The 12,567-nt window shown below is 34.6% G+C and carries 17 protein-coding genes; 10 read left to right on the forward strand and 7 right to left on the reverse strand.

Annotated elements, in window-relative coordinates; all coding sequences use genetic code 11:
• Positions 1 to 99: 99 nt before the first annotated feature.
• Positions 100 to 267 carry a secondary thiamine-phosphate synthase enzyme YjbQ gene (locus BLT48_RS14315; protein WP_267462117.1) on the reverse strand — a complete coding sequence of 56 codons (168 nt, stop codon included), beginning with the start codon at positions 265 to 267 and terminating at the stop codon, positions 100 to 102.
• 41 nt (positions 268 to 308) lie between these two features.
• Complete coding sequence (locus tag BLT48_RS14320) at positions 309 to 521, reverse strand: YjbQ family protein (protein WP_267462116.1); 213 nt, start codon at positions 519 to 521, stop codon at positions 309 to 311.
• A 104-nt stretch (positions 522 to 625) separates the two neighbouring features.
• Between BLT48_RS14320 and BLT48_RS06635 the strand changes: the two genes are divergently transcribed.
• Entirely contained in the window at positions 626 to 1,069 is a 444-nt protein-coding gene (locus BLT48_RS06635) for a YaiI/YqxD family protein (RefSeq protein ID WP_089976451.1), read from the forward strand.
• Between the two features lie 476 nt (positions 1,070 to 1,545).
• Here BLT48_RS06635 and BLT48_RS06640 read toward each other — a convergent pair whose 3' ends face one another.
• Positions 1,546 to 2,457, reverse strand: coding sequence for an aldo/keto reductase (locus BLT48_RS06640; RefSeq protein WP_035023945.1), 912 nt, complete (start codon positions 2,455 to 2,457; stop codon positions 1,546 to 1,548).
• Positions 2,458 to 2,844: 387 nt separating this feature from the next.
• Here BLT48_RS06640 and BLT48_RS14180 point away from each other — a divergent pair, with 387 nt between their 5' ends.
• Positions 2,845 to 3,186, forward strand: coding sequence for a nuclease-related domain-containing protein (locus BLT48_RS14180; protein WP_226776577.1), 342 nt, complete (start codon positions 2,845 to 2,847; stop codon positions 3,184 to 3,186).
• Positions 3,187 to 3,260: 74 nt separating this feature from the next.
• Positions 3,261 to 3,755 (forward strand): hypothetical protein, encoded by a 495-nt coding sequence (locus tag BLT48_RS14185; protein ID WP_244885809.1) that lies wholly within the window; start codon positions 3,261 to 3,263, stop codon positions 3,753 to 3,755.
• Positions 3,756 to 3,843: 88 nt separating this feature from the next.
• Here BLT48_RS14185 and BLT48_RS06650 read toward each other — a convergent pair whose 3' ends face one another.
• The 3 genes from BLT48_RS06650 to BLT48_RS06660 all read right to left on the reverse strand — a co-directional run bounded on the left by BLT48_RS06650 (position 3,844) and on the right by BLT48_RS06660 (position 7,188).
• A complete protein-coding gene (locus BLT48_RS06650; RefSeq protein WP_176944087.1) occupies positions 3,844 to 5,250 on the reverse strand; it encodes a uracil-xanthine permease family protein in 1,407 nt (468 codons plus the stop codon).
• A 213-nt stretch (positions 5,251 to 5,463) separates the two neighbouring features.
• Positions 5,464 to 6,585, reverse strand: a complete 1,122-nt coding sequence (locus BLT48_RS06655; protein ID WP_035020304.1) for an NADH-dependent flavin oxidoreductase — start codon at positions 6,583 to 6,585, stop codon at positions 5,464 to 5,466.
• A 183-nt stretch (positions 6,586 to 6,768) separates the two neighbouring features.
• Positions 6,769 to 7,188, reverse strand: coding sequence for an Hsp20/alpha crystallin family protein (locus BLT48_RS06660; protein ID WP_051923321.1), 420 nt, complete (start codon positions 7,186 to 7,188; stop codon positions 6,769 to 6,771).
• A gap of 223 nt (positions 7,189 to 7,411) precedes the next feature.
• On the opposite strand from BLT48_RS06660, the gene BLT48_RS13850 reads away from it, so the two are divergent.
• Positions 7,412 to 7,588 carry a hypothetical protein gene (locus BLT48_RS13850; RefSeq protein ID WP_176944088.1) on the forward strand — a complete coding sequence of 59 codons (177 nt, stop codon included), beginning with the start codon at positions 7,412 to 7,414 and terminating at the stop codon, positions 7,586 to 7,588.
• 148 nt (positions 7,589 to 7,736) lie between these two features.
• Here the strand turns inward: BLT48_RS13850 and BLT48_RS06665 are convergent, their stop codons facing one another.
• Positions 7,737 to 8,150, reverse strand: coding sequence for a DUF4275 family protein (locus tag BLT48_RS06665; RefSeq protein WP_089976458.1), 414 nt, complete (start codon positions 8,148 to 8,150; stop codon positions 7,737 to 7,739).
• Positions 8,151 to 8,314: 164 nt separating this feature from the next.
• Between BLT48_RS06665 and BLT48_RS06670 the strand changes: the two genes are divergently transcribed.
• The 6 genes from BLT48_RS06670 (at position 8,315) to BLT48_RS06695 (ending at position 12,214) form a co-directional block, all read left to right on the forward strand.
• Positions 8,315 to 8,647, forward strand: a complete 333-nt coding sequence (locus tag BLT48_RS06670; RefSeq protein WP_176944089.1) for a PadR family transcriptional regulator — start codon at positions 8,315 to 8,317, stop codon at positions 8,645 to 8,647.
• A gap of 1 nt (position 8,648) precedes the next feature.
• Positions 8,649 to 9,461, forward strand: a complete 813-nt coding sequence (locus BLT48_RS06675; protein WP_089976461.1) for a DUF1129 domain-containing protein — start codon at positions 8,649 to 8,651, stop codon at positions 9,459 to 9,461.
• 384 nt (positions 9,462 to 9,845) lie between these two features.
• Complete coding sequence (locus tag BLT48_RS13655; protein ID WP_143019106.1) at positions 9,846 to 10,097, forward strand: hypothetical protein; 252 nt, start codon at positions 9,846 to 9,848, stop codon at positions 10,095 to 10,097.
• Between the two features lie 136 nt (positions 10,098 to 10,233).
• Positions 10,234 to 10,563, forward strand: coding sequence for a PadR family transcriptional regulator (locus BLT48_RS06685; RefSeq protein ID WP_035020315.1), 330 nt, complete (start codon positions 10,234 to 10,236; stop codon positions 10,561 to 10,563).
• A gap of 2 nt (positions 10,564 to 10,565) precedes the next feature.
• Positions 10,566 to 11,549 carry a permease prefix domain 1-containing protein gene (locus BLT48_RS06690; protein WP_089976465.1) on the forward strand — a complete coding sequence of 328 codons (984 nt, stop codon included), beginning with the start codon at positions 10,566 to 10,568 and terminating at the stop codon, positions 11,547 to 11,549.
• Between the two features lie 386 nt (positions 11,550 to 11,935).
• On the forward strand, positions 11,936 to 12,214 hold the full coding sequence (locus tag BLT48_RS06695) for a hypothetical protein (protein ID WP_089976469.1): 279 nt from the start codon (positions 11,936 to 11,938) through the stop codon (positions 12,212 to 12,214).
• Positions 12,215 to 12,567 lie beyond the last annotated feature (353 nt).

The following is a 12,567-nucleotide window of genomic DNA, read 5'->3' on the forward strand; positions in this document are numbered from 1 at the left end:
CTTGTTCCTCCTAAATAAGTTGTGCACAATCATATTGTACACCATTTAATTTTAAACTACAATACTTTTAGCTATTCTACTAAATACTATTTAGTTATTCTATCCTTCAATGATTTTCACCATAAAATTTCGTTCTCTAGGTCCGTCAAATTCACAAAAATAAAGACTTTGCCAGGTCCCTAAAACCAAACGTCCCTTAGAAATTATTAAGGTTTCACTTGCTCCTAGAACGGACGATTTCATATGCCCATCTGAGTTTCCTTCCATATGTATATACTCTTCTTTATTGGGATACGTCTGATTTAATCCTAAACCAAATCCGTTTTGACATCTGGATCTGCATTTTCATTAATGGTTATCGCTGCTGTAGTATGTGGGCAAAACACTAACATTAGTCCATTCTTTATCCCACTTCTAGATAAAGCTTGTTGCAAATACTCATCAATGTTTATAAACGATTGTTTTTCTTCTGTTGAAAGCTCAAACGTATAAAGGTTATTGGTCATGTTATTCAGCTCCATTTCCTCTTTGCCTCCATCATACAGTATTCTAAAGTAATCCTAAACATATACGCTAGAAACTGCTATACTAAGAGAATAAAAATAAGTAGAAAGTCGGTGAACTCTTGCAGATTTATATCGATGCAGATGCCTGTCCAGTAAAAAATATCATTATTGAAGAAGCTTTAACAAAGAATATACTTGTCACACTTGTAACCAGTATCTCGCACTTCTCGACCAAAGAACAGCCTGCGGGAGTAAATACCGTTTATGTTGATACCGGAGCTGAAGCTGCAGATTATCGGATCATAAAATTAATCGAAAAAGACGATATCCTTATCACACAAGATTACGGATTAGCTTCGTTAGGATTGGGAAAAGGGTGCATTGTTCTTCACCATACAGGATATATGTACACATCAGAAAATATCGACCAATTGCTGCAATCCCGTTATTTGAGTGCTATGGTTCGAAAAAGCGGCAAACGAACAAAGGGTCCAAAACCATTTACAGATGAGAACCGCAGAGAATTTAGACAGCGATTCAAAGAACTTCTTTCTACTCTATAAAAAAACATTCCTATTTTGATGGTCTCTTCATCAGAATAAGAATGTTTTTTTATCGTTTATTTTTGCGTTTGCCTGAAGGTTCCCATTCATCCATGAAATGCCTTTTCATGGATGAGTGGAACCTAAAAGTAGCTTTACTCGTCTATTAAACGACTCTTTACGGATGAGTGACGCCTTAAATGTGCTTCACTTCGCCCTGAAACTAACTTTCATGGCGAAGTGAAGCACTAAAAAGATTTCACTCTTCCATGGAAAAGTGAGATCTTAAGTTGGTATAAAACCAAGTTTTTTCAACTTAATTTCTAACCTTTTTATAGTTTGAAATGACTAACCATTTCAGTTAGGTTTTCAGCTAGGTTGGCAAGTTGTTCTGAGCTTCCTGCAACTTCCTCCATATAATAAAAAAAGAACCTCTTTTGATTTTTAATCAAAAGAGGTTCTTTATAATTCAATTTGTAAAAAATTACGCTATCTTTTTAAGGCATTTCATTTCCAGCTGCTCGATAGATTTCATACCATTCATCATGAGTCATCCGCACTTCGGAAGCTTTGCTGTAATCTGTTAATCTATCGGGAGTCATCGTGCCTACAATGGCCTGCATGTTAGCTGGGTGACGCAAGATCCAAGCAATAGCAGTTGCTGAATTAGATAAGCCATAGCGTTCTCCAATTTCTTTCAATTTAGCATTTACTTCCGGATAATTTTTGTTGTCCACAAAAATATCTCCACCACTCTTAATCGGTGACCAAGCTTGTATAGTCATAGCTTCCAAACGGCTATAATCCAGCACTCCACCGTCTCGATTGATGCCACTATCGAACTTCGTATTGACATTTATTCCCGCATCGACCATTCCGGTATGCATCACACTAAATTGCAATTGATTTGCAACAAGTGGTTGTTGAACATAATTTTTCAATAACTCAATTTGATAAGAATTGTGATTGCTGACTCCAAAGTTGCGGACTTTGCCGCTTTTTTCTAATTCGTCAAAAACTTCTGCTACGATTTCAGGTTCTACTAATGTATCTGGACGATGTAACAACAAAACATCCAAGTAATCTGTTTGCAACCGTTTAAGAACACCGTCTACACTTTCAATCAAATGCTCTTTTGAAAAATCATAGCTGCCTTTTCGAATCCCTACTTTAGATTGTATTAACATTTTTTCTCGTATAGAGGGATCCATTTCGATTACTTTACCAAATATTTCTTCAGCTTTTCCTCCACCATAGATATCTGCTAAATCAAAAAAATCAATTTCAAGGTCTAATGCATTATTGATGACTTTACTAGCTTCGTCAGGTGATAGTTTACCCATCGACATGCATCCTAATGCAATATTTGGTACCATTAACTCACTTTTCCCTAAAAACATTCTTTTCATATCCATCAACCCTCTTTCTTCTCTATAAGAAATCGTTTTCAGTATACCACTTCTACACTTTTTTTACTAAAATAAAAATGTTCCTCGATCAAATCATAATACCGGCTTCTGAATACTCTTTCTTCCATATAAATGTCATTTAATAGCTAAGTGAGTGTAGTTTTATGATTCACTCTTCCATGAAAGACCTTTTAATGGATAAATGAAGACCATTTCTTGCTTCAGTTGTCCGTTAAATGCAGTTTCATGGACAACTGAAGCTTCTTTTCCTTGTCACTGTTCCATGAGGACTCAATTTGCAAAAAATACCTTACATAAAAAATGATTCTCGCTAATTTTTTCTTATATTAAGAGAGAACGATTAAATTTAAGGAGCGCACGAAAATCATGATACTAAAAGAACGAACAAAGTCGCTTACTCATCGTGTATTGGAATCTTTAAATTTTCGCATGAACTTACCTGTTGAAGAACAACTAAAATATGAGAATCAAGTGAAAGGTTGGGCTGGTGAAAAACAATTTGATTTCTATATGGGTCAATTTAACCAATCAGGCTATGTACTAAATGATCTTGTTCTACATTATAAAGACACCGTTTTTCAAATTGATTCTCTCTTTATTGCAAATGATTCTATTTATTTATATGAAGTAAAAAATTATACCGGTTCCTACTTTTATAAAGAAAATTTTTTTTCACAGAATCAGGCTATCAAATTCTTAACCCATTAAGGCAAATCGATAGAAGCGTGACCTATTTACAAAACGTGCTGCTTCGCCTAGGATACCGATTTCCCATACACCCAATGGTTGTTTTTATTAATCTGGAATTCACTCTCTACTCTATCCTGCCAAATAAACATTTCTTGTTTTCCTATCAATTGCCTAAACATCTTAGTACTCTATCCAATCAAATCTTATCGATAAAACAGGAACAGTTGGATTTAGCGCATAAACTTAAAGAGTTACATAATGAAGATTATCGCCCCGATAATCTACCTACCTATCAATTGGGGCAACTGAAGAAAGGGATTTTGTGCCCTACTTGCTTTTCGCTTAGTCATACAACTACTAGACAAAATTACCTTTGTACTGCATGCGGACACAAAAAAACCATTACAACCGAAATTGAGCGAAGTACAAAAGAACTCAAACTACTCTTTCCTGATAATTTAATGACAACAAACCAGATTTACGATTGGTGTGGAAAAAACTATTCCAAAGAACGTATTCGTATTATCTTAAAAAAAAATTACCAGAGTCATTTATCACGTAAAATGACTTATTATAGTAAAAAATAGCGTTCATTCAAGGAAAGAACTAGAATCCCTACAACAAAAAAACTGTTCATCACCTTATAACCTAGAGTGATGAACAGTTTCTTTTTTATTAAACTTCCTGAGGTTCCATTGTTGGTGTTTCTTTTAAAATAATATTTAATACTAGTGTAACGATTGTTCCAGCTGAAATTCCTGATGAGAACAATCCATTAAGAATTCCAGGCAGTCCAGCAACGACTTCAGGACGGAAAGCTACACCAAGTCCAACGCCTAAACCTGCAGCTACTATAACTAAATTACGGTTGTCAAAATTCACACGTGACAGTGACTTAACACCAGATGCGGCTACATTTCCGAACATCAAGACTCCTGCTCCACCTAATACCGCCATTGGCATAATAGAAACCAATGTAGCAAATTTTGGCAGGAAACTCATTGCCATTAAAAGAACACCCGCAGTAATTGCAACGGAACGAGAAGCATTACGAGTCAAAGGAATCAATCCAGCATTTTGACTAAAAGTAGCTACTGGGCCTGATCCCATTGCAGGTCCAATAAATGAACCGACACCATCAGCACGGACACCATTTGCAATGTCTTCATCGGTTAGTTTTGTTTCTGTGACTGCTCCAATTGTTTGCATCACACCTACAGTTTCGATAACGGTTACTAAGTAACCAGAAATAAATGGAATGGCAAATTTCAAATCAAAATTAACACCATACTTAAATAATTGTGGCATAGCGAACCAATTGGCTTGAGCAACTTGGTTAAAATCCACCAATCCAAGTGGGATACACATAATATAACCAGCTACAATACCAATCAGTACAGCAGCAGGGCCAATTTTGACGCTGCCATAGTGATTCAATACAACAATCAATAAAAATACAATAGTAGCAATTGCTAGATTAAGAGGCGAACCGTAGTTGGCTGCACCAACTCCACCAGCCACCCAATCAAAGGCTACAGGCATCAACGTTAATCCCATCAGTGAAATAACGGTACCTGTAACAACAGGAGGGAAAAATTTCATTAGCGGTTTAATAAAATAACTCAAGATAATTTCTAAAACGGCGCCCATCATAGTCCCACCGAAATAACCAGCAATACCTCCACCCATCGTGTTGATGACCGCATTAGCAGGACCAACAAATCCAAAATCGGTTCCCATAATTGTTGGAAGTCCAGCTCCTACACGAAACCATTTTGGTCCAAATCCTTTAGATTGAATGATTGAAACAACGCCTGAGCCCAGCAAAGCAGCACTGATCATATAAGAAGTATCGGCGATCCCAAAACCTGCCATACCAGAAATAACTAAAGGAACCGCAACAATTCCACCAAAAGCAGTTAATATATTTTGAAAACCTAAAAGTGTCATCAAGATAATTCCTGGTTTATCGTCTACTTGATAAATAAGATTCGATTCAGGTTTTGGCGTAACCTTTGCTTTACTTCCTCCTCTTTTCGGTAACACACTTGTTCCTGCTGGCTGTTTCATTCTTTCTTCCAAAATAACCCTCCTATTAAATACGAACATTTATTTTTTAAAGTTAATCATACTTCGCTTATTGATGATTCATTTGTAGTATAACCTCAAATTCATGTGATGTAAAGACTTAAAAACGAATCATTTCATGTTTTTTCACTTTCTAATGTTCGTATTTTAGAAAAAAAAGGCTTTCACTTTAAAGTGAAAAGCCTTTTTGATGATTGTTTGGAATTCTTAATCCACAATTGGAAACCAACCTGGTCTACTTTCTATATACTCCCACATTGCATCTGGCAAAGTGAGATCTTCACGGTATTCTGGTTTGATTTTTTTACGGATAGCTGTTTCATTTCCTAACTTCACTTTTTGAATCCAATCTGGTTCCACAACTAATTCTCTTCCAATCGCTACAAGTGGTATGCCTAATGCCATTGTTTCCACAGCATCATCTGGCGTTATAATTGAGCCGACTCCAATAATCGGAAAATCTTTCCCAACATGTTCTTGGATCCGTTGGACTACGGGTGTCGTTTCATATAAATCACGAACCGAACCTTGTGTCCATTTGTTTGTTGAAACATGAATGTAATCCAATCCTTGTTCTTTTAACTTAGCTACTAAATGTAAGGTATCTTCTATCGTAATCCCAGGTTCTTTTATTTCTTCAGGGGAAATACGGTAGCCAAAAATAAAAGGCTTCTCCGCATAGGTTTGAATCGCTTCTTTTGCAGCTTGAACAACAGCTAATGGGAAGTTCATTCGTTTTTCAAGCGATCCGCCCCAATGATCTTCTCTTTGATTGGAATGTGGAGAGAAAAATTGTTGAATCAAATAATTATTTGCTCCATGCAATTCGATTCCATCAAACCCCGCTTGAATGGCTCTTCTAGTCGCTTGTCCAAAAGCATCCACTAATTCACGTACTTCTTTATCTGTTAACGCTCTAGGTACTTCGGCTCCTTCAAAATCAATCGGGACAGCACTTGCACTAACCGGCTGCTCACCTCGTAACGTTCTTTTTGAGCCAAGTCTTCCTACATGGAAAATTTGTAAAATAGCTTTGGGACCTTCATTTTGAATCGTTTTTGCTAACCCCGCAAGACTGTCGATTCGGTCGTCAGATGCTGCACTTAATGATCCAGCAAAGCGTCCGTTTTCCATGACTTGAGCACACGAAGTCACCACAGCGCCTAGTCCAGCAACACGTCTTTTATAATAATCTTTTTCATCAGTCGTGACCATGCCATTCTCAAATGAAGAGTTTGTCGTCATTGGTGCCATAAACAGGCGGTTATCAATTTTAACTCCTGATGCAAATGTAAAAGGTTCAAACAGTGAATCGTATTTTGGTTTCATAAATTTTCTCCTACTTCTTCATTCATTTATTTTTTTAAGCAACTAACATTATTCTTCTAATGGTAAAAGAACGGCCATCTTTTTTCAATTGTTTTTACTTACAATTTGTAAAAAGCTACGTCTGTCTATGTAAAAAAAGAGTATCGAGAAACTTCCTCTCAACTACTCTTAATAATATTGTATTTATTGGATTTCAATTTGTTTAGGAGTTGTTTCGTCTGAATCCTTTTTAGGTAAAGTAACCGTTAAAACTCCATTTTCAAAAGATGCATTAATCTCTTCTTCTTTGACATTTTTCAAAAGAAATTGACGGCTGTAAGATTTAGTTGAACGTTCTCTACGAATGTAATTGCCTTTATCGTCTTTTTCATCTTTGCTTTCTTCTTGAGTTGCGCCAATGGACAATACATTGTCTTCATACTTTAATTGAATAGAATCTTTAGACATGCCTGGCAACTCGGCTTCTACAACATAAGCTTGTTCTTCCTCGCGAATATCTACATTAAAGTTCGATGTACTTTCTAACAAGTGATCAAAAGGGTCTTCGAAAAAGTTTCTGCCAAAATTCATGAAATCACGTCCTACTGGAAATAAATTACTCACAAATTTCTCCTTCTTTCTTTTTTTAGACTTTTGAACAAGTTTTATGCTCGCTCATATTTAGTATAGTCAAATCAACTAGCCTCGTCAAAGAAGTGCTATTATTTTTGTCTTATTATTTTCTCTTAGTTCATTTTGTTTTATTGCCATTGCATTCGTATTATTATTTCCCTTCACCTTTTTTTGTTATACTAACTAGACAAATACAGTAACGGAGGTATGTGCTATGTTTAATCTTTTAGGAAAAATTTTATTAATCGTTGGTATCATTATCATTATTTTTGGTTATTTTGGACCTGTTAAGTCTGGCGATCCAATTATTGGAACCCTATTTATTCTAGTTGGTATAGTCGTTGCAGCTTTAGCTTTTGTCTTTGGCAGAAATTTACCACCTAGAGTATAACCTTTTTCCATCAAAAGAATGACATTGAAAAAATGTCTCTATATCTATTTGAATAAGCAAGATGGATTAATCTATTGAAGATTGATCCATCTTTTTTTACAGTCAGTTTCATTTGGTATTTTAATCTATTACCAGTCAAAATTTATTGTTAGCGGTTATTTTCTATAAAATACGGTCCTAGTCCATAGTCTTGTTCATGAGTAGTAATAAAACACCATTCTCCATAATGATCCATTACATAACAATCACTTACTTCCCAGCTATCAAAATACTGCACTGTTTCATTTAATTTTGCACTGTTAAAATTTACTTCGTTTTCGACTACAAAAACAGTATTAGAAAATTGGAAAAATAATGAAATTTTCTTCTTTTTTATTTTTTCAAAACGCTCCACTGCAGTATTTCCACTTAAACAGTCAACTTTTTGATAACTGCATAAATGCCAAAGCATATAATCTAAATAAATATCCTCTTGCTCTTTTTTTGATAGTCCACCAGCAAATATTTTTTTTAATTGTGATCGAAAATACGAACCATAACCATCTACTTGTTTGATTGTCATATTTTAATCTCCTTAATCTATTGATTACCCTCTTTAAAAACACCTTTATCTTACTATAATACTTGGTAACCTTCAAAATAAATAAAGCCACCAACTAACTTGCTTTACAAACTAGCATATATTTGGTATAACTAACTTGTAAAACATACTAGAGGAGGAATTCCGTGGACAGCAAAGTAAACTCCCAGATGCTGAAAGGTATTTTATCAGGCAGCATTCTACTCTTACTTTCTCAAGAAGAACTATATGGTTACAAATTGAGTGAAAAACTCACAGACTTTGGCTTTAGCGATATACCTAAAGGGACGATTTACCCTCTTCTGCTCTCGCTTGAGAAAAAGAAGCTGATTAAAGGAACAATGAAGCCGTCTGATACAGGTCCTCAACGAAAATATTATTCTCTTACTCGTACAGGATTAGCAGAAAAAAATGAATTTATTACACAATGGCATAATCTTAAGAACAGTGTTGATAATTTGATTGAAGGACGTGAATGAAATGAAAACAAGTGATCTAATAAAAGAAAACGCTACTTTACAAGAAACCTTAACAAAAGAAAACAATGAATACTACGGAAACTTAGTTATTTACGTTAGAGTGATGTCATTATTTAGGGATGAAAAAAAAAGTGAAGAGTTGTTATTAGAAGTCTTACACGATATTTTAGATGCACAAAATCAAGGTATTTCTGCAGAACAATATTTTGGTAAAAATCCTAAAAATTTTGCTGATGAAATTATTAAACAATTGCCTATTAACTTACTTGATACCTTAAAAATCTTTCTAAGTTCACTAGGTGTTTACAGTATCATTTGTATTTTGCTAGCGCTTATTCTTCCAGAAGAAGGATTAGATATAGGTCGATTTATAATGATTGGAATCTACTGGATGCTTTTTTCTTTCTTTGGATTATGGATTTTAGGACTTAACTTATATTGTTATAAAAACAAATTATTCAAATCATTTTTTCTGTTATTACTTGGTCTAGGCGTCATACTTGGTTTTACACTGGGTTCTTATGTTTCTACGACATTAAAATTAAATCTTAATGGCAATCTAGGAATTTTCATAATCATTTTTATCTCTGTCATTTTACTCTATCTATTTTATAAAGAAACGGATAAAAAATTATGGTCATTTTTCATCCCAGTTTTATCAACTTCTGCTATCTTAGGAATTCTAATCAGGCTAGATACTTTTTCAGATTTATTAAATACAACAGAAGGAAAAACAGGAACAATGACTGTTCTCGTCATCATACTTTTTCTTCAATACTTATTAATTTTCTTAAATAATAAAAAATTAAGGTAATCAACAAATTAGGGGCTGGGACAAAAATCCCAGCCTCTTCTCTATTTACGACTATTCACTCTAAAACGTGCTCCAAAAAGTAAACCCGACGTCCACTTCACGAATAATGCTCGATGGTCGATGACCATACTGCGCTTATTCGTTCCAGTGATTCGGGTCTAAACACTTTTTGTCCCACTCTCTTTCATTAATTTATCAACTTCTATCTAGGCATAACAAAAGTTATAATGTACGCTTACAACATAATAAAGAATACAAATAAAAATTTTAACGGAAGAAAGGATTTTGACAATGCATTCTATTTATAACTTATATTGGTCTTCATTTCAAAATATTTTTGTGTTTTTAAGCATTACCTTAACCGTGTTGTTGGTGGTCTCCTTCTTGATGAACAAAAGAAAGAAAACTTCAATAAAGAATTTACTATTGTTATGGATTCCTTCATTAACTACCTTTACAACAGTCATTTTCGCTTCTTTTTTCTCTGGTATTTTGTATGATGAGTTAAATATCCCCACAGATAATTTCATTCTTTTTTTAATGGGGTATTCGACAATCGTCTTTTTCTTTCATACAGGAACCGTTATCTTAAACATCTTTCGTTCTAAAAAAATAGTAAACGTATCAAGCCATTAATTTAGTTAAGAGATCAGCTTTCTATAAGCTGTCTCTTTTTTTATTTGCCCGTTTCGTTCTAATTACTTTACCTGTCGTAGTAAAAGGAGTATACTTACATTACTACGATAGATGAAGTAAAAAACGGGGTGATGATGTGATATCAAGTGATGTCATGCGAGGATTTAATAGTTTAATTCTATTGTCTATTTTGATGAAAGAAGACTCTTATGGCTATCAAATTTCAAATACAATTAAAGAAATAACAGACGGAAAATATATTATGAAAGAAACCACTCTCTATTCTGCATTTAATCGATTAGAAAAAAGTGCTCTCATTCAATCTTATTCTAGTACCGAAACCAATGGCAAGCCTCGAACCTATTACCGAATTACGGAGTTAGGTAAGAAAACGTATGGCGATAAAGTAAGAGAATGGCTGGATACAAAAAATGTGATGGATAGATTTATTGAGGAGGAATCATAAAAATGGATACAATTAAAAGTTATGTCGAGTCAGTTTTTGTTCAATTGCCACGCACTCCCGAGATGTACCAACTTAAAGAAGATATGCTTACCAATATGGAAGATAAGTACCTTCAGTTAAAATCAGAAGGTCAAAGTGAGAATGAAGCGATTGGAACTGTCCTCTCCGAATTTGGCAATATCGATGAAATTATTGAAGAGTACAATTTAGAGAAGGAATCGGAAGAAGTTGACAAGGACTCTGTCTTTTTATCAGAGGCAGAAGTTGAGGACTTTATGCAGCATCGGACAAAATTTGGACTAGGAATTGCAACAGGAGTTGTTCTTTGTATTCTCGCTCCAGCTGTGATGCTCTCATTCAATGAACTTGCAAATTTGTTTTCATTTAATTCTCCAGCAAATATGGAAGGCATAAATCTCTTATCGATTATTCCGCTTTTTATTTTAATCGCTATTGCTGTTGGGATTTTTATTATCTTTGGTTTAAAAGAAGAGCAATACAACCTTGATAAAAAAGTAGTTATTCTTGATCCTACTACACGTGTCCACTTGGATCGCGAAATGCAAGAATTCAAGCCTAGTTTTGCAAAAGCAATTGCAGCTGGAGTTATTCTATGTATCTTAGCCCCTATTTCTTTATTGCTCGCAATTGTTCTCCTGGGAGACGATAACGCGTGGTCTGTTATTTTTCTGCTTGGTTTTGTATCCGTTGGTGTTTTCTTGTTTGTCTTCTATGGCATTTTGTACTCCACTTATGAAAAACTCCTTTCGCTAGGAGACTATCAACCTGAAAAAATTATTGCCAGTAAACTGACGGATACCATTGCAGGGGTCATATTCCCATTAGCTACGGCTGTTTACCTGCTTTTAGGTTTTATCTATAATGCTTGGGGAACAGCTTGGATCATTTTTCCAATAACCGGTATTCTATTTGCCGCATTTTCTTCACTATACCAAAGTCTTATTAAGACAAAACGAAGAAAATAAGGCTCTATACTTTTTAGTGTAGCTAATTGATTACACGATATTTCTGGAGGAATAGGTTTGCTTGTAGTCATGCATTGGATTCAATGCGAAGGACAAAACGTTAGCGCTTCAGACGTTCCCATGGATCTCCACAAGCAAACCCGTCTATTCCAGAAGAAATTTTATTTTGTTTTCTCAACACCATTTGACAAAGAGCTGAAACTGATCTTCTAAGACCTCTACTCTAATCCGGGTAGCGGTCTTTTTTTCTAGCTATATTGATTCTAACTGCTTCATGACTATTCTTACAAAAATAAGTCTTCTTCTAAGAAACTATTGTGAAGCAGATTCTCAAATTGTATACTTAAGTTTATCGATAGTTCATAAAAAGACTGGAGTTCAAACTTATGTATAACACTAAAAAAAATACCACCAAATGGCCAATGGTTTTAATTTCTATTTCTTTCATCTTAACAATCGTCTCTATTTTTATTCAAAATCAATTTTCATTGTTTAGTTTTCCAATTTTTCTTGGTGTGCTGATTGTCGCAGTTTTATTAAACACACTATCATTGGTATTAGCAACAAAATCTAGAAACCAAGCTTACACCATTCTGTTATTTATCCTTAATGTGTTGATCATTGTTTTTATAGCTTTTACAATTTACACGCTTTTAATGGCTTAAATCAATTGAAGCAATAGTCCTAAAATCTTCACATTTTCTTTCATTCGTCATCATAAAATGAGGCGAAAAAAGCATTATTTTTTCACATCCACTAGTTATACTAAAGACATACCAAACCTTAAACCTTTTCTTTTCTTTTCTATTTATTTACCCCCATAAATAAATAGTTATATCCCTTTTCAAGCCTTTGCCTTAAGAGCAAAGGCTTTTTTTTGGTCTGGTTTGTCTTTGAATGGACCAGTGCGCTTTTTTTTGGTGTCACTCTTTCATGAAGCGCTGTTCCATATAAGAGTGACACCTGTTTTCTGCTCAACTCTTTTGTGAACGGTCATTCCTCGAAAGAGTGGCACGAA

This window comes from Carnobacterium viridans (assembly GCF_900102725.1).
Classification (GTDB): domain Bacteria; phylum Bacillota; class Bacilli; order Lactobacillales; family Carnobacteriaceae; genus Carnobacterium_B; species Carnobacterium_B viridans.

Coding starts and splice junctions, on each gene's coding strand:
- BLT48_RS14315 (WP_267462117.1), bottom strand. CDS start 267: ATGGAAGGAAACTCAGATGGGCATATGAAATCGTCCGTTCTAGGAGCA.
- BLT48_RS14320 (WP_267462116.1), bottom strand. CDS start 521: ATGGAGCTGAATAACATGACCAATAACCTTTATACGTTTGAGCTTTCA.
- BLT48_RS06640 (WP_035023945.1), bottom strand. CDS start 2,457: ATGAAAAGAATGTTTTTAGGGAAAAGTGAGTTAATGGTACCAAATATT.
- BLT48_RS14180 (WP_226776577.1), top strand. CDS start 2,845: ATGATACTAAAAGAACGAACAAAGTCGCTTACTCATCGTGTATTGGAA.
- BLT48_RS14185 (WP_244885809.1), top strand. CDS start 3,261: ATGGTTGTTTTTATTAATCTGGAATTCACTCTCTACTCTATCCTGCCA.
- BLT48_RS06655 (WP_035020304.1), bottom strand. CDS start 6,585: ATGAAACCAAAATACGATTCACTGTTTGAACCTTTTACATTTGCATCA.
- BLT48_RS13850 (WP_176944088.1), top strand. CDS start 7,412: ATGTTTAATCTTTTAGGAAAAATTTTATTAATCGTTGGTATCATTATC.
- BLT48_RS06665 (WP_089976458.1), bottom strand. CDS start 8,150: ATGACAATCAAACAAGTAGATGGTTATGGTTCGTATTTTCGATCACAA.
- BLT48_RS06675 (WP_089976461.1), top strand. CDS start 8,649: ATGAAAACAAGTGATCTAATAAAAGAAAACGCTACTTTACAAGAAACC.
- BLT48_RS06690 (WP_089976465.1), top strand. CDS start 10,566: ATGGATACAATTAAAAGTTATGTCGAGTCAGTTTTTGTTCAATTGCCA.
- BLT48_RS06695 (WP_089976469.1), top strand. CDS start 11,936: ATGTATAACACTAAAAAAAATACCACCAAATGGCCAATGGTTTTAATT.